This window comes from Loktanella sp. IMCC34160, assembly GCF_004145845.1.
In the GTDB taxonomy this organism is placed as follows: Bacteria; Pseudomonadota; Alphaproteobacteria; order Rhodobacterales; family Rhodobacteraceae; genus SELP01.
Map to the genome: position 1 here is coordinate 181,912 of NZ_SELP01000007.1, position 24,268 is coordinate 206,179.

The 24,268-nt window shown below is 64.1% G+C and carries 19 protein-coding genes; 12 read left to right on the top strand and 7 right to left on the bottom strand.

The annotated features are described in order from the left end of the window. Positions 1 to 60: 60 nt before the first annotated feature. The 3 genes from EU803_RS16790 to EU803_RS16800 all read left to right on the top strand — a co-directional run bounded on the left by EU803_RS16790 (position 61) and on the right by EU803_RS16800 (position 2,662). Positions 61 to 879, top strand: coding sequence for a sulfite exporter TauE/SafE family protein (locus tag EU803_RS16790; RefSeq protein WP_129684973.1), 819 nt, complete (start codon positions 61 to 63; stop codon positions 877 to 879). Next, entirely contained in the window at positions 873 to 1,643 is a 771-nt protein-coding gene (locus EU803_RS16795; protein WP_347400089.1) for a hypothetical protein, read from the top strand. Before EU803_RS16790 ends, EU803_RS16795 begins: the two co-directional genes overlap by 7 nt. 158 nt (positions 1,644 to 1,801) lie before the next feature. Then, complete coding sequence (locus tag EU803_RS16800) at positions 1,802 to 2,662, top strand: hypothetical protein (RefSeq protein ID WP_207209232.1); 861 nt, start codon at positions 1,802 to 1,804, stop codon at positions 2,660 to 2,662. Between the two features lie 9 nt (positions 2,663 to 2,671). Here EU803_RS16800 and EU803_RS16805 read toward each other — a convergent pair whose 3' ends face one another. The 3 genes from EU803_RS16805 to ccmI are packed head-to-tail and all read right to left on the bottom strand — an operon-like array spanning position 2,672 to position 4,612. After that, positions 2,672 to 2,920, bottom strand: coding sequence for a DUF1289 domain-containing protein (locus EU803_RS16805; RefSeq protein ID WP_242494401.1), 249 nt, complete (start codon positions 2,918 to 2,920; stop codon positions 2,672 to 2,674). A 4-nt stretch (positions 2,921 to 2,924) separates the two neighbouring features. Then, positions 2,925 to 3,395: a Holliday junction resolvase RuvX gene (gene ruvX, locus EU803_RS16810; protein WP_129684977.1), complete on the bottom strand. Its 471-nt coding sequence runs from the start codon at positions 3,393 to 3,395 to the stop codon at positions 2,925 to 2,927. Beyond that, positions 3,392 to 4,612, bottom strand: coding sequence for a c-type cytochrome biogenesis protein CcmI (ccmI, locus tag EU803_RS16815; RefSeq protein ID WP_129684979.1), 1,221 nt, complete (start codon positions 4,610 to 4,612; stop codon positions 3,392 to 3,394). The genes ruvX and ccmI overlap by 4 nt, the downstream gene beginning before the upstream one ends. Before the next feature lie 225 nt (positions 4,613 to 4,837). Here ccmI and EU803_RS16820 point away from each other — a divergent pair, with 225 nt between their 5' ends. From EU803_RS16820 to EU803_RS16835, 4 genes are read left to right on the top strand one after another with little or no spacing between them, the layout of a single operon-like run. Beyond that, entirely contained in the window at positions 4,838 to 6,082 is a 1,245-nt protein-coding gene (locus tag EU803_RS16820; RefSeq protein WP_129684981.1) for a sarcosine oxidase subunit beta family protein, read from the top strand. A 12-nt stretch (positions 6,083 to 6,094) separates the two neighbouring features. Beyond that, a complete protein-coding gene (locus EU803_RS16825) occupies positions 6,095 to 6,424 on the top strand; it encodes a sarcosine oxidase subunit delta (RefSeq protein WP_129684983.1) in 330 nt (109 codons plus the stop codon). Continuing rightward, positions 6,421 to 9,432 (top strand): sarcosine oxidase subunit alpha family protein, encoded by a 3,012-nt coding sequence (locus EU803_RS16830; RefSeq protein WP_129684985.1) that lies wholly within the window; start codon positions 6,421 to 6,423, stop codon positions 9,430 to 9,432. The genes EU803_RS16825 and EU803_RS16830 overlap by 4 nt, the downstream gene beginning before the upstream one ends. Beyond that, positions 9,425 to 9,997: a sarcosine oxidase subunit gamma family protein gene (locus EU803_RS16835; RefSeq protein ID WP_129684987.1), complete on the top strand. Its 573-nt coding sequence runs from the start codon at positions 9,425 to 9,427 to the stop codon at positions 9,995 to 9,997. Before EU803_RS16830 ends, EU803_RS16835 begins: the two co-directional genes overlap by 8 nt. Positions 9,998 to 10,087: 90 nt before the next feature. On the opposite strand, the gene EU803_RS16840 is transcribed toward EU803_RS16835, so the two are convergent. Beyond that, on the bottom strand, positions 10,088 to 11,212 hold the full coding sequence (locus EU803_RS16840) for a glycosyltransferase family 61 protein (protein WP_129684989.1): 1,125 nt from the start codon (positions 11,210 to 11,212) through the stop codon (positions 10,088 to 10,090). A 185-nt stretch (positions 11,213 to 11,397) separates the two neighbouring features. On the opposite strand from EU803_RS16840, the gene EU803_RS16845 reads away from it, so the two are divergent. The 3 genes from EU803_RS16845 (at position 11,398) to rarD (ending at position 14,564) form a co-directional block, all read left to right on the top strand. Next, entirely contained in the window at positions 11,398 to 12,756 is a 1,359-nt protein-coding gene (locus EU803_RS16845; RefSeq protein ID WP_129684991.1) for a GSCFA domain-containing protein, read from the top strand. A 196-nt stretch (positions 12,757 to 12,952) separates the two neighbouring features. Next, the gene (locus EU803_RS16850) at positions 12,953 to 13,552 is read left to right on the top strand and encodes a superoxide dismutase (RefSeq protein WP_129684993.1); all 600 of its coding nucleotides are present in this window, start codon (positions 12,953 to 12,955) and stop codon (positions 13,550 to 13,552) included. A 118-nt stretch (positions 13,553 to 13,670) separates the two neighbouring features. Further along, positions 13,671 to 14,564, top strand: coding sequence for an EamA family transporter RarD (gene rarD / locus EU803_RS16855; protein ID WP_129684995.1), 894 nt, complete (start codon positions 13,671 to 13,673; stop codon positions 14,562 to 14,564). On the opposite strand, the gene EU803_RS16860 is transcribed toward rarD, so the two are convergent. Next, a complete protein-coding gene (locus EU803_RS16860) occupies positions 14,561 to 15,118 on the bottom strand; it encodes a TIGR00730 family Rossman fold protein (RefSeq protein WP_129684997.1) in 558 nt (185 codons plus the stop codon). The genes rarD and EU803_RS16860 overlap by 4 nt on opposite strands. Before the next feature lie 56 nt (positions 15,119 to 15,174). Between EU803_RS16860 and EU803_RS16865 the strand changes: the two genes are divergently transcribed. Both EU803_RS16865 and EU803_RS16870 read left to right on the top strand, forming a co-directional pair. Continuing rightward, positions 15,175 to 16,662, top strand: a complete 1,488-nt coding sequence (locus EU803_RS16865; protein ID WP_129684999.1) for a LysM peptidoglycan-binding domain-containing protein — start codon at positions 15,175 to 15,177, stop codon at positions 16,660 to 16,662. A gap of 152 nt (positions 16,663 to 16,814) precedes the next feature. After that, positions 16,815 to 18,590: an ABC transporter ATP-binding protein/permease gene (locus tag EU803_RS16870; RefSeq protein ID WP_207209234.1), complete on the top strand. Its 1,776-nt coding sequence runs from the start codon at positions 16,815 to 16,817 to the stop codon at positions 18,588 to 18,590. 301 nt (positions 18,591 to 18,891) lie between these two features. On the opposite strand, the gene EU803_RS16875 is transcribed toward EU803_RS16870, so the two are convergent. Together EU803_RS16875 and EU803_RS16880 are read right to left on the bottom strand one after the other, a co-directional pair. After that, positions 18,892 to 22,647 carry an efflux RND transporter permease subunit gene (locus EU803_RS16875; protein ID WP_129685003.1) on the bottom strand — a complete coding sequence of 1,252 codons (3,756 nt, stop codon included), beginning with the start codon at positions 22,645 to 22,647 and terminating at the stop codon, positions 18,892 to 18,894. Continuing rightward, a complete protein-coding gene (locus EU803_RS16880) occupies positions 22,644 to 23,999 on the bottom strand; it encodes an efflux RND transporter periplasmic adaptor subunit (protein WP_129685005.1) in 1,356 nt (451 codons plus the stop codon). Before EU803_RS16880 ends, EU803_RS16875 begins: the two co-directional genes overlap by 4 nt. Between the last annotated feature and the right edge of the window lie 269 nt (positions 24,000 to 24,268).

Consider the following 24,268-nt stretch of genomic DNA (forward strand, 5'->3'; position numbering starts at 1 on the left):
TGGTGTCTTGCCCATTTCACCGGGGCAGGGCATCAAGTCGCAACACATGGGGGATGACCGATGCCAGATACGATGATGCTGATCCAGATGGGCGGGCTGCTTTTGGTGATCGGGGCGATTGCCGGGGTGCTTGCCGGGCTTTTGGGCGTCGGCGGCGGGATCGTTCTGGTCCCGGCCTTCTACTATGCCTTTGCCGGGCTGGGATATGACGGGCCGCAGCTGATGCAGATCTGTCTGGCGACCTCGCTGGCCACGATCATCGTTACCTCGATCCGGTCGGTCATGGCGCACCACAAGAAGGGCGCGGTGGATTGGGCGATCCTACGCAGTTTCGCGCCGGGGATCGTGATAGGCGCGATCCTGGGGATGCTGGTGGCCTCAAGCCTGCGGTCGGCCGTGCTTCAGGGGGTGTTCGGCGGCTTGGGGATCGCCATCGGTCTCTACATGGCTTTCGGCAAATCCAGCTGGCGGTTGGGAAGTGAAATGCCCAAAGGGATCAAAGGGTTGGCCTTTTCCCCGGTGATCGGGTTCCTGTCGGTGCTGATGGGGATCGGGGGCGGGTCGTTCGGCGTGCCGACGATGACCCTGTTCGGCGTGCCAATCCACCGGGCGGTGGCCACAGCCGCCGGGTTCGGGGTGATCATCGCGGCCCCTTCGGTTGCCGGGTTCCTTCTGGTCGATATCGACAATGTTCCGCCCTTCACCATCGGGGCGGTGAACGTGGCGGCCTTCGGGCTGGTGGTGGCGATGACGCTCATCACGGCCCCCTTGGGGGCGACGTTGGCCCACAAGACGGACGCCGGGCGGCTGAAACGCTTCTTCGGGGCCTTCCTTGTGCTGGTGGCGCTGAACATGCTGCGCAAGGCACTGGGATGGTGATGGACGCCCTGACCGAGCGGTCCTTCGCCGTCCTGCCCGCCGATCCGCGCACGGGTCAATGGGCCGAGGCGGCCCGGGAGGCGGCCCGAAAGGTAACGGCGGACCCGGCGATGCAAGCCAAGTGGTTGCGCCATGACCGAACCTGGTTCGTAGGCGTCGACGCCCTGCCGACGGGGCCTGAGGGCGAGATCGGCAATGTTCCTCTGCGCGGAGCTTGGGAAGGGATCGTGCCCACGATCCACCCGCTGCATCCGGCGCAACTCTCCGTCGTCTACCGGGGCTATCCGGGCCGCGACGCGGGCGAAAGCGATGCCGCGCATCGGTTTCGGGCGCGTCGGGACGCCGCCCATCTGGACGGGCTTCTGGCCGAAGGGCCGGACAAGCGGCGGCACCTGCGCGAACCCCACGCCTATATCCTCGGGATCGCGCTGACCCCGGCCCGAGCCTGCCCGCTGGTCGTCTGGGAAGGCAGCCACGAGATCATCCGCGATGCCTTCATGACCGCCTTTGCCGGGCTGCCGCCCGCGATGTGGGCCGACATAGATGTGACCGAGGTCTACAAGGATGCCCGCGCCGAGGTGTTCGAGATGTGCCACCGCACCGAAGTGCCGCTGGAGCCGGGGCAGGCCGTGCTGGTCCACAGGCTGGCGATCCATGGCGTCGCGCCGTGGCAGGCGGGGCAAACCATCCCCGACGAAGGCCGGATGATGGCCTATTTCCGGCCCTGCTTCCCGGACCCGCGCGACTGGCTGAAGGCTGATTAAGCTTTCGTTCGATTGGGCATGCAGGCGCGAGGATAGACGGATTGCCATTCCTGACCTAGAGTCGGGCAAAGTCAGGCGGTGGTTGCGGCGAAGTATTCGGGCCAGGTCCCAACACCGGGATTTGGCCCGCGCTCGAGGTGCATCTCATGAACTTACGCATGCTCGCAGTCGTTGCTTGCCTCTCGTTACCGAACCAAGCCTTGCCGGACCCTGAGATTCGCACCGAAACCTACGAAGGCGGAGCGGTCTATACCGGAGAGTTTCTTGACGGTCAGCGTCACGGAACCGGGACCTTTTCGCTTCCCAATGGGTATACCTACGAAGGCGATTGGCTTGAGGGCGAAGCGACCGGGACCGGGCGCGCGGTCTTCCCGGATGGGTCGATCTATGTCGGCACGTTTTTAGAGGGACGGCCTTCGGGCGAGGGCACGTTGACCTTCCCTGATGGGGGTTCCTACATGGGTGACTTCCTAGATGGCCAGATGGCGGGGGAAGGCACGGCAACTTGGTCCAATGGAACTGTCTATGTCGGGACGTTTGCCGCTAACCAACGTCATGGATACGGCGTTCTGACCGCCTCAAACGGCTATTCCTACGCGGGCGACTGGATCGACGGGGAAAAGCATGGTCGCGCGATAATTCGCTACGAGGACGGGGCGTTCTACTGCGGAGATATCATCCACGAACAGCGAGAGGGAACAGGGGCCGTCAGGACCAAAAACGGGCGGGCTTGGTATGGGTCATGGCACGCAGGAGAGGCTGTGCGGGCCGATGACGCTCGGCCCCTAATTTCTGCCTTCAATTCCTATGACGAATTGCAGCGGCGGACGATCCAGACCCGGCTCGCTGCGCATGACTTTTACCGGGTTGCCATTGATGGCGGCTGGGGTCGCAATACCCTTGTCGGGCTGATTTGCGAGGCCGTGTCATCAGGGTTGCCGCCGGATTTCGAGACCGCCGAGGAAGCGACCGAGTTTCTAAGTGACTTGATCGATTCCATGTCCCGCCTGAACGAGTAGGCCCGGCAGTTACCGCCGATCCAGACGCGCCTGACGTCCGCCGCGCCGCTGCACCAACAGCGGCTTGCGTGCGGGCAGTTCGGCCATGATGGTCTGGCGTTCTTCCGGGGTCATCCGGCTCCAGCGTCCGATCTCGTCGATGGACCGCAGGCAGCCGGTGCACAAACGCGCCGCCGGGTGCACAACGCAAATCTTCACGCAGGGGCTGTCGATCTCGGCCCGCTTCCAGATCTCGTCACTTATTTCCGGCTTTGTCACCGCGCTATCCCTTCAGGAAGGCCAGCCTGTCCAGCATGCCTTGCAGGATAATACCTGCGGCCACGTGGTCGATCACCTCGGAGCGACGTTTTCTGGTCGTATCCGCCTCCAACAGTGCCCTTTCTGCCGCAACCGTGGACAGGCGTTCGTCCCAGAATGCGATCGGGATCTCGGTCAACCGTTCAAGATTGCGGGCGAAGGCGCGGGTCGACTGGGCGCGCGGTCCTTCGCTTCCGTCCATGTTCAGGGGCAGGCCAAGCACCAGCCCCTGAATGTCGCGCTTGGCCACGATAGCCAGAAGCGCCGCCGCGTCGGTTGTGAATTTCACCCGGCGGATAGTTTCCAGCGGGGTCGACACGCTGCGCAGCCCATCCGACACCGCTACACCGATGGTCTTGGTCCCAAGATCAAGGCCCGCCACCGCGCCGTGGCGGGGCAGGGCGGCGGCAAATTCTTCGGCGCTGGCGCAGATCACTGGGCCACCCCGGCGGCTTCGGCGGCGGCGCGGATCGTGGCCACGGCCTCGGGCGAGGCGGCAAAGACCTGCTGCGCCTCGGCCCAGATGGCGGCGGCCTGTTCGGTATTGCCCAGAACCCCATGCGCATTGATCAGCCGCGCCCATTCGGCGGGCGTGCCGCCTTCGTTGGCCAGCCGGTCGGACAGCTGCGCGACCATGCCTTCGATCATCGCCTGCCGGTCCTCGTCGGTCATGTCGGCGGCATTGGCCACATCCTCGGCGCTGGGGCCGCGTTCGGGGGGCAGGGTGTAGTCGACCCCGGCCAGCCAGGCGGTCCGTTCGATCTGCTGGCGGGCCTGGAACACGTGAAAGGTGTCGGCGTCGCCTTCCTCGATCACGCCGCGCCACAGGCGAAAGGCAATGTCGGGCCGGTCGGTCTTGTCGTAAAGCAGTCCAAGGTAGTAGCGGGCGGTGATGTTGCGGTCGTCCATATCAAGGATCTGCCGGATCAGGGCCTCGGCCTCGGGCGAGACATGATCCGCCGTCGCCCCGACCATCAGGTCAAGCAGCACGGTATAGTCTTCAACCTCGGCCCCGGCCCCTTTGATCCGAACGACCTGTTCCTGCGCCCGCGCGGCGGCGGCGAACTGCCCCAGCGCGGCCTCGTGCTGGACCAGAAGCAGCCAGCCTTGCAGGTCGTCGGGCCGTGTCGGGACGATCTCGCGCAGCTGGTTGACGATGGCAAGATAGTCTTCGTCGGCATTGATCAAAGGCATCAGCGGCAGGGCGGCCTCTTCCAGCTCTGCCTGCGAGGGGCGGTTTTCCCGCATCTCGGCGCTGGCGGCGATCCTTGCGGCATGGGGCACGTCGACCGCGCCGGGGGCGCCCAACCATGCATAAAGACCAAGGGTGCCTCCGGCCAGAAGCAGGGCCGTCACTGCCACCGTTCCGCGTGTGATCCCCTGCGGCGCCTCGGCCCCGTCCGACCGGGTGGATTTGTCGGCGGCCAGCAGGCGGCGGGCAATCTCGGTCCGGGTCCGCTCGGCCTCGGCCTCGTCCAGCACGCCCCGGGCCAGGTCGCGCTCCACCTCGGCCAGCTGGTCGCGGTAAATCGCCATATCCTTGGCTGCCGGGTCATCCGCGGCTTCTACACCGTCCCCGCCGCGCAGCATCGGCAGGACCAGCAAAGACACGGTCAGAAGGGTCAGAAGGACCGCGAGTATCCAGAACAGCATGGGCCACCTTTCAGGGTCTGTCCGCCCCTACCTAAGCCCCCCGCGCCCCGCGGAAAAGAGGCAAAGGCGGCCCTGCGTCCCCCTGACCCAACCCCGCGCGGGGCAAGGGCGCCGCAAATGTCGCATAACGGGGTGTTTTCGCCGCTGGGAATCGACAGATGCGACGCCCACGCGCCGATAAGGGCCAGACTGACCCCCTGAATGTCTGGAAGGGATTCGCCAAGGATGAAACGTTATTCCGTCTTTGCAGTCGCCCGCGAGGCGCTGCGCTATCACACCGGCTGGGAACGCGCCTGGCGCAGCCCGGAACCGAAGAAGAAATACGATGTGATCATCGTCGGCGCGGGGGGGCACGGGCTCGCCACAGCCTACTACCTTGGCAAGAACTTCGGGATTACCAATGTGGCGATCCTTGAAAAGGGTTGGCTGGGCGGCGGCAACACCGGCCGGAACACCACCATCATCCGGTCGAACTACCTTCAGGATCCGTCGGCGGCGATCTACGAAAAGGCGCGCAGCCTGTATGAGACCATGTCGCAGGACCTGAACTACAACGTCATGTTCAGCCCGCGCGGCGTGATGATGCTGGCCCAGACCCAGCATGAAATCCGCGGCTACCAGCGCACCGCGCACGCCAACAGCCTGCAGGGCGTGAAGACCGAATTCATCACCCCGCAGCGGGTCAAGGAACTGGTGCCGATCATCAATATCGACGGCCCCCGCTATCCGGTTCTGGGCGCGCTGTGGCAGGCCCGTGGCGGCACCGCCCGGCACGACGCCGTGGCATGGGGCTATGCCCGCGCCTGTTCCGACATGGGCATGGACGTGATCCAGAAATGCGAAGTCACCGCGATCCGCACCGAAGGCGGCAAGGTCAAGGGCGTGGACACCAACCGCGGGTCCATCGACTGTGACAAGCTGGGCGGGATCGTCGCCGGCAATACCTCGGTCCTGACCGAGATGGCGGGCTTCCGTGTGCCGATCGAAAGCGTGGCCCTGCAGGCGCTGGTGTCCGAACCGATCAAGCCCTGCATGGATGTGGTCGTCATGGCCAACACCGTGCACGGTTACATGTCACAGTCCGACAAGGGCGAAATGGTCATCGGCGGCGGCACCGACGGGTTCAACAACTACACCCAGCGCGGATCGTTCCACCATATCGAGGAAACCGTCCGCGCCCTGAACGAAACTTTCCCGATCATCAGCCGGCTGAAGATGCTGCGGCAATGGGGCGGGATCGTGGACGTGACCGGCGACCGCTCGCCCATCCTGTCGAAAACCCCGGTTGAGGGCATGTTCATCAACGCGGGCTGGGGCACCGGCGGGTTCAAGGCCATTCCGGGGTCCGGTTGGGCCATGGCGGAACTGATGGCCAAGGGCCATTCGCCGCTGACCGAGGAATTCAGCATGTGGCGGTTCGGTGAAGGCAAATTCATCGACGAAAGCGTCGCCGCTGGCGTCGCCCACTAAGGAGGCAGGACAATGCTTATTCTCGAATGCCCCTGCTGTGGGGTGAAAAGCGAAGAGACGGAATTCCACGCGGGCGGAGAGGCGCATCTGAAGCGCTTCGGCCCCGGGTCCACGGATGCCGAGTTTGAAGGCTATCTGTTCATGCGCGAAAACAAGCGCGGCGTGCATTTCGAACGCTGGCGGCATGTGAACGGCTGCGGCAAGTGGTTCCTTGCGGCCCGCGACACCAACACGCTGGAATTCTTCGGTTTCTACCCGGCCCAGACGCACGAGCCGCCCCAGGACATCAAGGACAAGATCAGCGCCAAACACCCCGGCTGGTCGTGGAGGGAGTTTCAATGAGCACCCGGCTTTCCAACGGCGGCCGCCTTGTGAACAAGGCCAAGCCCGTCGAGTTTCAGTTCAATGGCAAGCGCATGAAGGGCTACGAGGGCGACACGCTCGCCTCGGCGCTTCTGGCCAACGACCAGATGCTGGTCGGCCGGTCGTTCAAATATCACCGCCCGCGCGGGATCGTCGCCTCGGGCGGCGAGGAGCCGAACGCGCTGGTGAACCTTGGGCAGGGCGGCAAGTTCGAACCGAACCAGCGCGTCACCACGACCGAGCTGTTCGACGGGCTTTATGCCACCTCGCAGAACCACTGGCCGAGCCTTGAGTTCGACGTGGGCGCGATCAACACCCATTTCGCGCGCTTCCTGCCTGCGGGCTTCTACTACAAAATGTTCATGTTCCCGCGTCCGTTCTGGAAGCACGTCTATGAACCCTTCATCCGGCAGTCGGCCGGTCTGGGGAAGGCGCCCAAGGAACGGGATTCCGACACCTACGAACATTTCTACCATTTCACCGATGTTCTGGTGATCGGTGGCGGGATCGCGGGCCTTGCCGCCGCGTTGGAAGCGGCGCAGTCGGGCCTGAAGGTCACGATCTTTGAACAGACCCACCACTGGGGTGGCCGCGCCGTTGTGGATGGGGCCGAGATTGACGGAAAACCCGCCGATGACTGGGTGAAAGACACCGTTCAAACCCTTGAAGGCATGGAGAATGTCACCATCCGCGCCCGCACCATGGGTGCTGGGGTCTATGACCACGGCTATGTGCTGGGCTACGAACGGCTGACCGATCATTGCCCGGATCAGGACGGTCCGCGTCACCGCCTGTGGCGCATTCGCGCGACGCAGATCATCACCGCAACCGGCGCCATCGAACGGCCGCTGTCTTTTGCCGGCAACGACATCCCCGGCGTGATGCTGGCCGCCGCCCTGCGCGACTATGTGGTCAACTGGGGTGTGTCGATCGGGGATCGCACTGTGGTCGTCACCAACAACGACGATGCCTATCGCACCGCGATCGCGCTGGTCGATGCGGGCCTCTCGGTGCCCGCCATCATCGACGCCCGCACCGACGGGGCCGGGCCGCTGGCCGACGCGGCCCGCGCCAAGGGTATCCGGGTCGAGATGGGCAAGGGCATCGCCAAGGTGAAGGGCGGCAAGCGCGTCGAAGGCGTGGCGATCTGCCTGCAGGCCGGCGAAGGCGCTGTGATCGAAGAGATCAAATGCGATGCGGTCGCCATGTCCGGCGGCTGGTCGCCCGTGGTGCACCTGTGGTCCCATTGCGGCGGCAAGCTGATCTGGGACGAGGCGCAGGCGATGTTCCGCCCCGATCCGTCCCGCGCCCCGACAGGCGACAAGGGCCAGCCCTTTGTCGCAGCTGCGGGCACCGCCAATGGCAACCTGCGCACCGCCGCCGTGCTGGAGGACGCCGTGGCGCAGGCCAAGGCCGCGGTCAAGGCTGCGGGCGGCAAGCCCAAGGCAGGCAAGGCCCCGGCCGGGTCCGACGCCGAAGAAGGCGCGATCTCCCCGGTCTGGCTGATGCCGCAGGGCGCACCGATCCAGCTGCGGATGAAATCCTGGCTGGATTTCCAGAACGACGTGAAAGTCTCGGACGTGCAGCTTGCGGCCCGCGAAGGGTTCGAAAGCGTCGAACACGCCAAGCGCTATACCACGCTGGGCATGGCGACCGATCAGGGCAAGCTGAGCAATATCAACGGCTTGGCGATCTTGTCTGATGCGTTGGATCAGGCGATCCCGCAGACCGGCACCACCACCTTCCGCCCGCCCTATACGCCCATTTCCATGGGTGCCATCGGTGGCGAGGCCCGGGACGAGCTGTTCCAGCCGATCCGCAAGACACCGATGCATGGCTGGCACGAGGCCAACGGCGCCGACTTTGAACCGGTCGGTCACTGGCGCCGCCCCTATGCTTTTGTCCGGTCGGGAGAAAGCGTGCATGACGCGGTGATGCGCGAGGTGAAGAACACCCGTCGCAACCTCGGATTGCTCGACGCCTCGACCCTTGGCAAGCTGATCGTCAAAGGGCCGGACGCGGGCAAGTTCCTCGACATGATGTATACCAACATGATGTCGACCCTGAAGCCGGGCAAATGTCGCTACGGGCTGATGTGCAACGAGAACGGTTTCCTGATCGACGACGGCGTCGTTGCCCGGATCGACGAAGACACCTTCCTGTGCCACACCACCACCGGCGGGGCCGAGCGCATTCACGCGTGGATGGAAGACTGGCTTCAGTGCGAATGGTGGGACTGGAAGGTCTATGTGACCAACGCGACCGAACAGTTCGCGCAGGTCGCCGTGGTTGGCCCCAACGCGCGCAAGGTGCTGGAAAAGCTGGGTGGCATGGACGTGTCGAAAGAGTCCATCGCTTTCATGGAATGGAAAGACGGGCAGATCGGCGGGTTCAACGCGCGGGTCTACCGGATCTCCTTCTCGGGCGAACTGTCCTACGAAATCGCCGTTCCGGCCAGCCAGGGCCGCGCCTTCTGGGATGCGCTGCTGGCGGCGGGCGAGGAATTCGGGGTGATGCCCTATGGCACCGAATGCCTGCACATCATGCGGGCCGAGAAGGGGTTCATCATGATCGGGGACGAAACGGATGGCACCGTCATCCCGCAGGACCTGAACATGGAATGGGCCATTTCGAAGAAGAAAGAGGACTATCTGGGCAAGCGGGCGCAGGAACGGTCCTATATGGCCAGCCCCGACCGCTGGAAACTGGTGGGCCTTGAAACCCTTGACGGGTCGGTCATTCCGGACGGGGCCTATGCCCCAGCACCGGGCGACAACGCCAATGGTCAGCGCAACGTGCAGGGCCGGGTCACATCGACCTATTTCTCGCCGACGCTGGGCCGGGGAATTGCCATGGGGCTGGTCCACAAAGGGCCGGACCGCATGGGCGACGTGATCGAGTTCACCAAGGGTGACGGCACCTTTGTCAAAGCCAAGATCGTGGATCAGGTGTTCTACGACAAGGACGGGGAGAAGCAGAATGTCTGAGGCTGTGAGTTTCCTGAACGGGGCAGAGGCCACCCACAACGGCGTCACCGTCCGCGATGCGGGCCCGGTCGGCATGGTCACCCTGCGGGGCGACCTGTCGGCGGCCAAGCTGAAAACGGCGGTCAAGAAGATCACCGGGCAGCCCGTGCCGGGGGTGCGCAAATCCACCGTCACCGGGGGCAAGGGCGCCTGCTGGATGTCGCCGGATGAACTGCTGATCGTGGTGCCTCATGCCGAGGCCGCGGCAGCGGTTGCGGAACTGGAAAGCGCGCTGGCGGGCGGCCATTTCATGGCCGTCAACGTGTCCGACGCCCGCGCCTGCCTGACCCTGTCGGGCGGTGTGGCCGCGCGCGAGGTACTGGCCAAGATCGCGCCGGTGGACCTGTCCACGGCGGCCTTTGGCGCCGGGGACTTCCGCCGGACCCGCATGGCACAGGTCGCGGGGGCCTTCTGGCTCGACGATGCAGAGACCTTCCACGTGGTCTGTTTCCGCTCGGTCGGGCACTATGTGTTCGGGCTGCTGGAAAACGGTGCCAAGGCCGGGCCGGTCGGCGTTCTGGCCTGAAAAGGCGTGATCCAAAGGAGCGCTACCGCGCATTCCTGATCTGAAATCGGAAAGGCGACGCCCCTGTTTGGGAGTCGCCTTTTCGTTTGGTTATTTCCCTTCGAAGGGCCGGAAGGTCGTGTCCGCGCCCTTGCCGATCTCGTCGGCGATCTCGGTCACCTGCGTCTCTGTCAGGGCGGGCCAGGGGGTGTCGCCGGTGATCAGCCCGGCCGTTTTGAACCCTTCATAGAGCTTGGCGTAGTTGACCTCGCCCCAACTTGTGCGGCTGGGTCGGTTGGCATGGCTTTCAATCCAGTTGCGTTCAAGCACGTTGAAGGCATGGGCCTCGGCCCCTTTGAAGGCCTTGATCTGCCGGGCAAAGATCTGGTCAAGGTCGCCGTCGCGCCGGGCAATGATCCCGACCTTCTGGTCCTTGTTGCCCACCAGTGCCAGCAGGTGCAGGGGCGAACAATCCACCGCGATCACATGGGTCGCCGCCTTATAGGCCGCGATCTGTTCAAGGTGGTTGTGTTTCTGCGGGTGGTAGACCTCGTAGCCTTCGGCCTGAAGCCATTCTTCCAGCAGGGTTTCGCCCAGGATCGAGCCCCGGATCGGCGGTAGCGCGGAGCGCGAGACATAGATCTTCTTCGCGCCCTCGGGTTCCACATCCTTGCCCGCGTAGTCATTGATGAAATCGCGGAATTCCGGCGCGCCTTCGATCATCTGGAACATGCCAAAGCCCTGCTGGGGCACATAGAGCTTTTCCACGCGGGTGGCGTCGGACAGGTTCAGTACCGGGCAATCCACGCCAAGCGCCTTCAGGAAAGGCGCATAGACCGAGACTACATGTTCAGGCCGGTTCTGGAACTTGGGGACATAGATGACCCCGTCAATCTTGTCCTTCAATTGCCCGTAGGCCCAGATGCGGCAGATGCTTTCCACAAGGAAATGGCCGAAATGACCGAACAGCGGGCCAAGGAACATCCATGTGCCCTTCAGCTCGGTGATCTCGCCTTCGGCGGGCATCTGCGGCGGACGGGTGACCTGGCTTTTGCCGCGCCAGGTGATCGAATTTTCGACAAAGGTGCCATCGGCGTCCAGCACACCCGACCATTGCACAGACCTGTTCAGCCCGTCCTTGGGGGGCGGCACGACGATTGCGTTTTCATGAAAACTGATCTTGTCCGCGATCGAACCGGACAAGTCCGGCACGGCGTATTCTGCACCATCGGTCATTCTTACTGCGCCTCGTACACATGTTGTTGAGATTTCCTAGCTCATATCCCACCCCATGTAAAACCTAACCAGCCTTGGAAATAAGGTCATTTCGGGGCGTGGTATTGAACTGGGGAAGGGGTGCGACTAACATCGCCCGCAAGCCCCGGCGATCAGGATCGGGGCATGGAAAGGGCAGGCAACCGATGGCACGGCGCGGCAATATCGAACAGATGAGCGCGGCAAAGGCGATGGAGCGGGCACGGTCCAACGGGCTGCGCAAATATCCCGCACCGGACAAGGACGGCGACCGGCTTTATCCGCTTGCCTCGCCGAACTGTTCGCCCTCGTTCAAGATCGGCCCCGAGGATACGATTTTCGCCATCGGCAGCTGCTTTGCCCGCAACGTCGAAAAGTCGCTGGAGGCGGCGGGGAAACGGGTGCTCAGCCGGGAATTCGAACTGGGCGCGATTGGCGAAAGCCTTGGGGACGCTGCGAATTTCTTCAATAAATATTCGATCCATTCGGTCACGAATGAAATTCGCTGGGCGTTGGAGCGGGACAGCTTTCCGGGCGAGGACCTGATCTATCCGCTGGGCAAGGGGCGCTATTGCGACAGCCAGTTGGGCATGGCCAAGCTGGATTTCCCGATGGACGATATTCTGGCCTTCCGGCACCGCTATCTGGATGCGATGGCGCAGGCGGCGACGGCGGATGTGCTGATCCTGACGCTGGGCTATGTGGAAACCTGGTATGATACGAAGCTGGGCCTCTATCTGAACGTGTCGCCCCCCGGTCCGCTGATCAAGGAAGACCCGGAGCGGTTCGAGTTCCGGGTTCTGTCCTATCAGGACGTGCTGGACGGGCTGGAAGACCTCTACGCGCTTTTGCAGAAGCACCGGACCAAGCCGCTGAAGATGCTGGTGACCGTGTCGCCGGTACCGCTGCTGGCGACCTTCCGGGATATGGATGTGCTGGTGGCCAATGCCTATTCGAAATCGGTGCAGCGCGCGGCGCTGGACGAGTTCTTGATCGGCAAGGACGGAGTGGACTATTTCCCATCCTATGAATTCGTGACCCTGTCGAACCCGACTGTCGCATGGTCGCGCGGGGATTACCGCCATGTGTCGCCCGATGTGGTCAACCGGATCATGTCGAACGTACTGACCAACTACGTCGAGGGCGCAGTGGCCGAGGCGGGCGATTCTCCGACCGAGACCATGACCCCCGAGGCGCTGATGTCTTCGGTTCGGATGATGCAGAAGCTGGAAGACTACGAGGCCATCGTCGATCTTCTGTCCAAGAACCGGGAACTGGCGGACGGGGACGTGGATGTTCTCTTGTTCGAATCCGCGGCGCTGCGCCGGTTGGAGCGGGTCGAGGATGCGTGGGATGCATTGGTCAAGGCGGTGAACCTTGCGCCCGGGCGTCCGATGCCGCTGGAACGGCTGATCATGCTGTGCCGCCCGCTGCGCCGCCATGATGATGCGCGCAAGCTGATGGATGTGCACGCGGCGAAATTCCCGAACCGGGATACATTCCGCGACCGGGTGGACTGGCTCTAGGAAGGGGTGGGTCAAGACCCACCTTACGGACCGGATTGCGTGGGGTTTGGCGCATGGGGCCATAGCGCAAGGTGGGTTTAGACCCACCTTACCGCGCCGATTCCTCTGGCCCTTGCCTTGACCTTTGCCCCTCATGCGCTCTTTATGGCCGAGGATTAGACTCACGCGAAACGCTGCAAAAACAAGGGGGCCCGACATGGCTTTTGAACTTCCCGACCTTCCCTATGCCCACGACGCGCTTGCCGCCAAGGGGATGTCCGCCGAGACGCTCGAATACCACCACGACCTGCACCACAAGGCCTATGTCGACAACGGCAACAAGCTGATCGCGGGCACCGAGTGGGAGGGCAAGACCCTCGAAGAGATCATCACCGGCACCTACAACGCCTCTGCGGTGGCCCAGAACGGGATCTTCAACAACATCAGCCAGCTTTGGAACCACAACCAGTTCTGGGAAATGATGGGGCCGGGGTCGTCGGCGATGCCGGGCGAGCTGGAAAAGGCGCTGGTCGAAAGCTTCGGCTCGGTCGATGAATTCAAGTCGCAGTTCAGCGCCGCTGGCGCCGGCCAGTTCGGCTCGGGCTGGGCCTGGCTGGTCAAGAACGCCGACGGGTCGCTGGCCGTCACCAAGACCGAAAACGGCGTGAACCCGCTGTGCTTTGGGCAGACCGCGCTTCTGGGCTGCGATGTGTGGGAACATTCCTACTACATCGACTTCCGCAACAAGCGCCCGGCCTATCTGACCAACTTCCTCGACAACCTCGTGAACTGGGAAAACGTCGCCAGCCGGATGTAATCCGCGCGACCGATATGACAGGAAAGGCCCGGACCGCTGGTTCGGGCCTTTTTTCATGCCGACTTGCCAATCCTTGTGACCCATGCGCAGATGCGGCCGAACCGGGCGGGAGACAGGGATGAGCGACGCGATGAAGGGCGTTCTGGCGATGGTGCTAGCCTGTACCATCTGGGGCCTGTCGCCGCTCTATTACGCCATGCTCAAACACATCCCCCCGCTCGAGGTGCTGTCCTACCGCTCGCTCTGGTCGCTGGTGTTCTTCGCCGGCGTGTTGATCGTACAGGGGCGGTTCGGGCTGGTGTTCGGGGCGCTCAACTCTCTGCGCCGCTATGGTCTGATCCTTGCGGCGGCCCTGCTGATTTCCGGCAACTGGTTCGGCTTCATCTTCGCGATTTCCTTCGGCCACGCGGTCGAGGCATCGCTGGGCTATTACATCTTCCCGCTTGTCGCGGTCCTTCTGGGTCGGGTGCTGTTTCAGGAACGGCTGGGCGGGGCGCAGTGGATCGCCGTCGCGCTGGCAACGGCGGCGGTGGCGGTTCTGACCCTGGGCCTTGGCGTTCCGCCGTGGATCGCGCTGTGGCTGGCGGGCACCTTCGGCGGCTACGGGGTGCTGAAGAAACGGTTGGAGCTGGGCCCGGTGGTGTCGGTCACGGCAGAGGTGTTGGTGCTGGCGCCGCTGGCCCTGACGTGGATCGCGCTGATGGGAACCGGGGCAGGGGGCGGCAACCCGATGGGGACCCACGTCCTGTTGATGTTCTCGGGGCTATTGACCGGGACGCCGTTGATCCTGTTCGCCTATGCGGCGCGGCGGTTGCGGCTGTCGACGGTGGGTCTGCTGCAATACCTGAACCCGACGCTGCAATTCCTCTGCGCCACGCTGGTCTTCATGGAACCCTTCACCGTCTGGCACGGGATTGCCTTCCCGCTGATCTGGGTCGGTTTGGCGATCTATTCGGTCTCCTCGGTCCGGCAGGACCGGGCCGCGCGCCGCGCTGCGGTCGTCGCGGGCTAGGTCGCGTCGGACAACCCGGCCTCCAGCGCCTCGACCGTGTCCACCACCCGGTAGAAATCGCGCAGTGATGCGCCCGCGAAGCCTTCGGCGATGGTGTGGTCGATCAGCGCCAGAAGCGGGCCCCAATAGCCATCGGTGTTCAGCAGGAAGATCGGTTTGCGGTGCAGCCCGATCTGCGCCCAGGTCAGCACCTCGAAGAACTCGTCAAGGCTGCCCGCGCCACCGGGCAGGACGACCACCGCATCGGCGTTCATGAACATGATCTTCTTGCGCTCGTGCATCGTCTCGGTGATGACAAAGCTGTCCAGATCGCGTTTGCCCACCTCCCAGTCCAGAAGGTGGGTGGGGATCGCGCCAAAGGTCCGGCCCCCGGCCTCTTGCGTGGATTTGGCGACCAGCCCCATCAGCCCGACGTCGCCCGCCCCATAGACCAGCCGCCAACCCCGGCGGGCCAGCATCGCGCCCGTGTCACGCGCGGCCTGCGCATAGGCCGGGCGCGCCCCGGCCCGCGACCCGCAATAGACGCAGACGGAAATTTGGGCAGATGCGGTCATATGCTGTCCTTTCGGATGGGGTTTCATAGGCTTTGACCGCTCATACCCCCGTTGCTATGGTCGCTCAACCTCTGCCGGAAATGCTGGTTTCGGGCGGGGTGGACATGGGGGAAGGGACAGGCGTGAAAAGCGTTTTTGGATCAAGCACGGCGGGCCTTGCCGCGGGTGGCGTGGCTGCGGTCGTGGCCATCATTGCGGGCTATCTTGTCTTTGGGTCATCCCCCGCCGAACAACCTGACCCGGCAGCCGCCCCCGCGGCCATTGCCGCGACCCCGGACGGCGAAGAGGCCGGGACGGCCCCCGCCACCGATCTTGCCCCGGCGGCAGAGGCCGACACCGGCCCCGCGCCCACGCCTTCGGCCCCCGATGACGCGCCGGACGCAGACCTGACTGACAGCGCCACGCCCCCCACCGCCGAAACTGCGGTGGCAGAGGCCCCCGCTGCGTCGGAACCGGACGCCCCGGCCGTGTCGGCCCCCCGGTTCGACAACATGCGCATTGAATCCGATGGGTTGGGTACCGTGGCCGGGCGCGCCGATCCGGGCATGGTGGTCGATATCCTGATCGACGGCACATCGGTGGACCGTGTGACAGCGGATGCCAACGGGGCCTTCATGGCCTTCCTGTCCCTGCCAGCCTCAGACCAGCCCCGCGTTCTGGCCCTTTTGGCGGACCCGGACGGGGCGGCGGTCCTGTCAGCGGACGAGCGATTGATCAGCCCGACATCGGCGCCCGCTGCCCTTGCAACTGCTGACCCCGCGCCAGCGGCCCCGGCGACCGGGACGGCAGAGGCGCCGGCCACGACTGCTGAGGGCACGGAAGCGGACCCCGTAGCCGCGACCGAAACAACAGCCGAAGCGTCCGCATCGACGGCACCCGCGCCGGAAACACCGCAGACCGAGGCCACGGAAACCGCGCTGGCCGAGACCGGGGGCGTGTTCACATCCGACACCGGCGAACCTGCCGCGCCTTCTGCGCCCGCGGTGCTCAGCCTTAGCGAGGAGGGGGTGGAACTGATCCAGCCCGCCACCTCTGACACTTCGCCCGAGGTCATGTCCTCGGTCGCGCTGGACAGCATCACCTATGACCCGGCGGGCGAAGTCCTTCTTGCGGGACGCGGCAGCAGCGATGGGTTCGTGCGCATCTATCTGGACAACCAGCCGATCACCACATCGCGGATCGGCGACGGCGGCAACTGGCGCACGGACCTGCCCGAGGTGGACACCGGCGTATATACCCTGCGGGTCGACGAGGTCGATGCCGAGGGCGCGGTGATCAGCCGGATTGAAACCCCGTTCAAGCGGGAAGAGCCCGAAGCCATCGCCGAAGTCATGGCCGAGGATCAGGCAACGCTGGACGAACGTGGCATCGCGGTCCGGACGGTGCAGCCGGGCAATACCCTTTGGGCCATCGCCCGTGACCGCTATGGCGAAGGGGTGATGTATACCTATGTCTTCGAGGCGAACAGGGACCGGATCCGAAACCCCGACCTGATCTATCCGGGGCAGGTTTTCGTCCTGCCTGAGGTGGGCGAGGGACAATAAATCCACCGCCGCTCTGGTCTTTGGCCGCGTGCGATCCTAGGTAAGGGGGCCATCCAGACCGGAGCCCCCGCATGACCGACGCCGCCGCACCCGCCGCCGCCCAAGGCGCAACCCCGCCCGATCCAAAGCGCACAGAGGTCGACGAAGACCGGATGCGCGGCTGGCAGGTGATCCGCAAGGTCGGCCCCTACCTGTGGCCCGAAGGGCAGGGATGGGTGAAACGGCGGGTCGTTGGCGCGCTGTTGATCCTCGTTCTGTCCAAGGTCGTGTCGATCGTCGTGCCGCAGCTTTTCGGGATGTCGGTCGATGCGTTGGCCCCCGATGCCTCGGGCGCGGGGATGCTGGCCATCGGTGCGGTCGGGCTGACCATTGCCTACGGCCTTGCCCGGTTGATGAGCGTCGGGTTCCAGCAGTTGCGCGACGTGGTCTTTGCCCGGGTCGGGCAGCGGGCGCTGCGCATGCTGGCGCTGGAAACCTTTACCCATATTCACCGCCTGTCCCTGCGCTATCACATCACGCGCAAGACGGGCGGGCTCAGCCGGATCATCGAACGCGGGGTAAAGGGGGTCGATTTCCTTTTACGCTTCATGCTATTTTCGATCGGGCCGCTGGTGCTTGAGCTACTGCTGATCGGGATCATTTTCTTCGTTCAGTTCGATTTCTGGTATCTTGCCGTGGTCGCCGTGGTCATCGCGGCCTATGTAAAGTTCACCTTCGCCGTCACAGAATGGCGGGTGAAGATCCGCAAGGAAATGAACGAACAGGACACGGACGCCAACCAGAAGGCCATCGACAGCCTGCTGAACTTCGAAACCGTGAAATACTTCGGCGCCGAGAAGTGGGAAGCCGACCGGTATGACCGGGCCATGGCGGGCTATGAACAGGCGGCGCTGAAGACGAACTATTCGCTGGCTTTCCTGAACTTCGGGCAATCCTTCCTGATCACCGGCGGGCTTGTGGTTGTGATGATCCTTGCCGCGATGGGCGTGCAGGACGGCACGCTGACAGTGGGCGATTTCGTCATGGTCAACGCCTATATGATCCAGATCACCATGCCCCTGAACTTCCTTGGGACAGTCTACCGCGAGATCCGCCAGTCGCTGATCGACATGGGCGACATGTTCCATCTGCTGGAACAGCCGGCCGAGGTGCAGGACAAGCCTGGCGCGCGACCGCTGGAGGTGACGGGCGGGGCGGTGACGCTGGACAATGTGTCCTTTGGCTATGAGGCGGCGCGGCCCATCCTGAAGGGCGTGACGCTGGACGTGGGCGCCGGGCAGACCGTGGCGATCGTCGGGTCGTCGGGGTCAGGCAAATCCACGATCGGGCGGCTGTTGTTCCGATTCTACGATGTGAACGGCGGCGCGCTGCGGATCGACGGGCAGGACATTCGGGATGTGACCCAGGACAGCCTGCACGCGCAAATCGGGGTGGTGCCGCAGGACACGGTCCTGTTCAACGACACGATCCGCTACAACATCGCCTATGGCCGCCCGGGCGCGACGGATGCCGAGATCGAGGCGGTGGCCAAGGCCGCGAAGATCCACGACTTCATCCAATCCCTGCCCGAAGGATACGAGACGGCGGTGGGCGAACGGGGCCTGAAACTCTCGGGCGGGGAAAAACAGCGGGTCGGCATCGCCCGGACCCTGCTGAAGAATCCGCCGATCCTGCTTCTGGACGAGGCGACAAGTGCGCTGGATACCGACACGGAACGCGAAATTCAGGCAGAGCTGAAGGCGATGGGGCAGGGGCGGACCGTGCTGACCATCGCGCACCGGCTGTCGACCATTGCCGATGCGGACCGGATCGTGGTGCTGGAAAAGGGCGAGATCGTCGAAGAAGGACGGCACGACGAGCTGTTGGCGCAAGAGGGTCGCTATGCCCAGCTGTGGCACCGCCAGCAGGCCGAGGAAGACGCGGCCTGACAGGTATGGTGGGTTGAAACCCACCTTACGGGCAGTCTGGTTGAAGGCGGCAACGGTCGAAACTCTTGGTTTGTATCGCCGAGTCGGAATTGCCCATGTGCGGGACAGAGCGATAATTCCCATAGCCCCCAGACAGAGTCGCGCATTGGTGGGCCGCGGTGCGGCGATGCGCGGCGGCCTGCGGCTTTGAGTCCGCGCGTCGGAAACACCGCCTAACCCTCAAAGCAGCCTGTCAGCGCGACAGGCTAGCCAGATCTCCCTTCTCCGGGCCCGGGTGGTGGGTCGAGACCCACCTTACCATTTACTCGGCAGCGCGCAGTGGCGGTTTCTTCCCGGCGGGCTTTTCGGCCTCTTCCTTGGCGGGCTCGGGCTCGTTCGCGGCCTCCGGTGCCGGTTCCTCGGGCGTTTCTTCCGGCGCAGGCTCTGCCACGGGCATCAGCTCGGGCGTCCAGATAATCTCCGGCGTCCGGACCCGCTTGGCGGCCTTTGACAAGGCCCAGTCGCGGGCGGCGCGGCTGGTCCGGCCCATCGACAGTTTCGCGGCCAGCATCGACGCCCATTCGGCATAGGTGGTCACCCAGACCCGCACCGCCAGCATCGAGGGCGTGAAGATCAGCGTCAGCACCGTGGCGATCCCAAGGCCGAAGACGACGGCAGTGGCCAGCTGTTTCCACCACAGCGCCGTGGGGCTGTCGATGGAATAGCCACCGTTCCAGAAATCAAGGCTCAGGCCGAACATCATCGGGGTCAGGCCCGCCATGGTGGTGATCGTGGTCAGAAGCACCGGGCGGATACGGTCCTCGGCGGTGCGGGTGATCGCCTCGGTCCGGGGCATGTATTGCCGGTATTCCTGATAGGTGTCGATCAGCACGATGTTGTTGTTCACGACAATCCCGGCCAGCGCCACGATCCCGGTGCCGGTCATGATGACCGAGAACGCCTGATCCATGACCAGCATCCCGATCAGCACGCCGGTGGTGGACAGGATCACCGCGAGCAGAACCAGAACCGAGTTGTAGAAGCTGTTGAACTGCGCCAGCAGGATGATGAACATCAGCCCCAGCGCCCCCATGAAGGCGGTTTGCAGGAAGGCGGTGGATTCGCTCTGGTCGGCCAGATCGCCGGCCCATTCATAGCTGACCCCGGCCGGCAGGTTGTCCGGCGTGTCCAGCCAGTCCTGTATGACCTCGATCCGTTCGTTACCGTTGACCACTGCAAGGGTCAGGTCCCCGGCGGTCACCTGTGCCTTCAGCGCCTCGTCGGCGTCATAGTCGGCTTCGGGGATGATCCGGGACGCGCCGGTTTCGGCATCGGTCAGCTTGACCAGACCGGTTTCCACCCCGGCCTTCACGTCGAAATACCGCTGCTGGTCGATCCGGTTGATCTGGGCCAGCGTCGGCACCGGCGTGATTGTGATGAAGTTCGACAGGGGCACAAGGCCCGACGCGGTCCGCACCTTCAGGCTCGACAGGGTCGACAGGACCTGATCCTCTTCCGGCAGGCGGACCCGGATCTCGATCTCTTCGTCCGAAGTGTCGACGCGCATCGTATCCAGCAGGATGCCGCGCGTGACCAGCTGCACCATGCCGCCCACGGTGGCCACATCCGCCCCGAACAGGCCGGCCTTTTCCACGTCGACGCTGATTTCCCAGTCGATGCCGGGCAGGGGGCGGCTGTCTTCGGTCTGGATCACGGCTTCCAGCCCGTCGAGGTAGTCGCGCACGACCTGCGTGGTGTCGAGAAGTTCCTGCCAGTTGTCGCCCTTCAGACGCAGGTGGATCGGTTTTACCGCGCCCGGACCCATCGCAAGGTTCAGGGTCTCGGTGCGGATGCCGGGGATTTGGCTCAGCCGGTTCTGCAGCTGGGCAATGATCACATCCCCGTCCAGATCGGACAGCGGAATGCCGGTTTCGCGGGAATGGGCGGCGCGGTCTTCCCACGGCACAAGTTCCAGCTGCAACTGCCCGATTGCATCGGTCGGGCCCGTGGCCCCGGCGGTGTTCTGGTTCAACCCGCCCGCGCCCGCGAAGGCAAAGACGGTCTGCACGCCCGGCTGCGACAAGGCCACCTGTTCGGCCTGCGCGACCAGCGCGTCTTTCTCCTCAAGCGACAGGTTGCCGCGCGCCTGAACGTAGACGATGGATTGCTCCGGCTCATTCTCGGTAAAGAATTCGACGCCGTTGTTGTTCGCCCCGAAGTAGGTGAAGACCGAGATCACAAGGAAGATGATCGCCCCGATCGACACCAGCGGCATCACCGGGTTGCCCGCGATGGCATGGATCACCCAGCCAAAGGGCGACCGGCGGTAGCCTGCCTTGATCCGCTTCTGCTGGCGGTTCAGCCGGATTGACCCGACGGTGATCGACAGCATGATCGCGCCCAGCACGAACAGCGCCATGCCCGGAATGGACGACCCGCCCCCGTCGGTCTGGCTTGCTGCGCCCGAGAAGTATCCGGGGTTCAGGGTCAGCATCGCGCCCGAGTAGGTCACGAGGATCGACGGAACCACCAGAACCGCCCGCACGGCCCAGGGCAGACGCGCGCGTAGGGCGTCGGAATATTTGCCGAACAGGCGGCTCATCCGGCCCGTTACCCCGCCCATGACCGGCAGGTAGATCAACGCCACGATCAGAGATGCCGAGAGGACGAAGATGATCGTCACCGGCAGCATGCCCATGAATTCGCCTGCCACGCCGGGCCAGAACAGCATCGGCAGGAAGGCACAAAGCGTCGTCGCTGTCGACGATACGATGGGCCAGAACATCCGCTTGGCCGCGTCCACATAGGCGTGCATCGGGCCGATGCCTTCGCGGATGCGCTTGTCGGCGTATTCCACCACAACGATGGCCCCGTCCACCAGCATCCCGACCGCTAGGATCAGACCGAACATGACAATGTTGGAAATCGACACGCCCATGACCGCCAATAGGGCAAAGGTCAGCAGGAAAGACGTCGGGATCGAAAAGCCGACCAGCAGCGCGGGCCGGGTTCCAAGCGCTGCAAGGACCACGATCATCACCAGCGCGATGGCGGTCAGTACCGACCCTTCCAATTGGCTGACCATCGATGCCACGTTGCGGCTTTGGTCGTTCGAGGTGCCGACCTCGACCGCGATTTGCATGTTTTCGGGCCAGTCCGCGCGGGCTTCGTCAACCGCCGCGCGGATCATTTCGGCGGTGTCGATGACGTTGAATCCCTTCCGCTTGACGACCTGAAGGGCCACGGTGTTGACCCCGTTGAACCGGGCCGTGCTTTCGCGGTCTTCGAAGGTCAGGCGGATCGTGGCCAGATCACCCAGGGTGACGACGCGGTCGCCGTTGGTCTTGACCGGCAGGTTATAGACGTCCTGCGGTTCGTCGAAGGACGACGGGATCGTGACCGCAAAGGTGCCCTGCGCGCTGGATACCTCGCCCGCGGCGACCAGAAGGTTGTTCTGGGTCACGACGTTGATCAATTCGCCAGCGGTGACGTTATAGGCCTCCAGCTTTAGCGGGTCGATTTCGACCAGTAGCATCTCGTCCCGCTGGCCGGTCAGCTGCGCCTTCAGAACCGGTTCAAGCGTTTCCAGCCGGTCCTGCAAGTCCTTGGCAATCTGGATCAGGGTCCGTTCCGGCACGTCACCGGTCAGGTTGACGATGATGATCGGGAATTCGGAAAAGTTGATCTCGTTGATCGAATAGCTTTCGGCGCCCGACGGGAACGATGCCTCGACCGCATTCATCGCGTCGCGGACATCGGCCATGGCCTGCGTCTTGTCCCAGCCGAACTCGAACTCGAGCGCAACCCCGGCATAGCCTTCGGCGGCGGTGGAGGTCATGGTCTTGAGGTTGTCGAGATCGGCAAGCTCGGTTTCCATCGGCTTGACCAGCAGGCTTTCGGCGTCTTCCGCCGAAATGCCGGGGAAGGGGACCGACACGAACAGCGCCGGGATCTCGATATCCGGCTCGCCCTCCTTCGGAAGGCCGGTATAGGCGAACCACCCCGCCGCGATGGACAGGGCGATAAAGGCCAGAACCATCCGCGCCCGGGACGCGGCCCAATCTACGATACCGGTCATCCGTTCGCCTCGCGGTAGGTCGGGGCGACAACGACCCCGTCAATCACGTATTCCTGCCCGACCACGATCACATCAACGGTCTCGGGCAACCCGGTGACCCAGACCCCGTCCATCGTATCGCGCATCAGCTCGACCGGGGCAAAGCGCACCACGTTTCCGTCTTCAAGGATGCGCACGCCCAGAATGCCGGCGTCGTTCAGGGTCAGCGCAGACTGCGGCAACAGGTGGGCGGTGCGCCCGGCGGCGGCGACAAGGATGTCGGCCGATTGCCCGTCGCGAATGGCAAGGTCGGGGTTGGGCACGCTCACCTCGACCCGGAAGGTGCGGGTCGTCGGATCCGCCGACCGGGCGATGAACGTCACCTGTCCGCGCACTTCGGAGCCAGAGGCAAGGCGCGCCCCGGCCATGGCCCCGACGCTGATCTTGCCCACGTCGGTTTCCGGCACGAAGCCCACCAGCTTGATCGGGTCCAGCTGCACGATGGTGGCGCAGGGGCTGCCCGGTTGCAGCAGAGCGCCCAGCTCGGCGGCATCGGTTTCCAGAAGTCCCGCGAAGGGTGCAGCGATGCGCAGCCGTTCCAGTTCCTTCTCGGCGCTTGCAACCCCGGCTTCCGCCGAGGCAATGCCGGCGCGGGCACTTTCAATCGCCGCCCGGGCACCTTCGATCCCGGCCTCAGCGCTGACGATCCCGGCGCGGGCCCCTTCGACGGCGGCCTGTGCCGATGTCACCCCGGCGCGGGCCGAAGACAAAACCGCCTCGGCGTTGGCAAGGCGGGTTTCCGAGGCAAAGCCGTCCTCGGACAGCTTCTCAGCGGCGTCAAAGTTGATCTGCGCCTCCAACAGGCGGGCTCGCGACTCTTCCAGCCGCGCCTCTGCTTCGGTCAGACGCGATTGCGCCTCTCCCCGACGGGCTTCGGATTCGGGCAGGCGGGCCTGTGCCTCGGGCAGACGCGACCGGGCCTCGGCCAGTCGGCCCTCGGCCTCTGCCAGACCGGCGGCGCGGGTGCCGGGGTTCAACTCGCACAGCAGATCGCCTTCGGACACATTGGCGCCCTTCCGCAGCGGATCGGAAATCACAAGACCCGAGGTTTCGGCCCGCACTTCAACCTCGCGGGCGGCCTCGGTCTGGCCCCGCAGGATGACGGCGTTGTCAACTTCGCGGGCTGACGAGGCTTGCACCACGACCTTGATCAGATCACCTTCGGCGACCTCTTCGACAACGGCCTCCTCGGCCGCGACCTCGGGTTCAGAGCCATCCAGCCCCGCAAAGCCCAACAGCCGGTCACGTTCGAAAATACCAAGATAAAGGACAGCCGAGACAATGATGGCGGTCAGGATGGGCATGATCTTCATGGGCGGTCGGACCTTTGGCTTCAAAAAGACGTTCGAATACTTGTGCGGTTGGCTGTTGACTTATGTCCTGCAGGACGAGTCGCAAGCGTTTTGATGCATCCGATACGCTAAACTAACCGGTTCAGATTAGAGTTTTCATGAAATAGCGGCAAGGTGGCGCAGGGGTGCAACAGATTCAGGCGTTTGGCAGGTCATGGCCGGGGTGCGACGCGGGTCTTGGCATTGGCCGCCGCTTCACGCTAAGACGGTCCGGAACAAAGTGCCCGAGC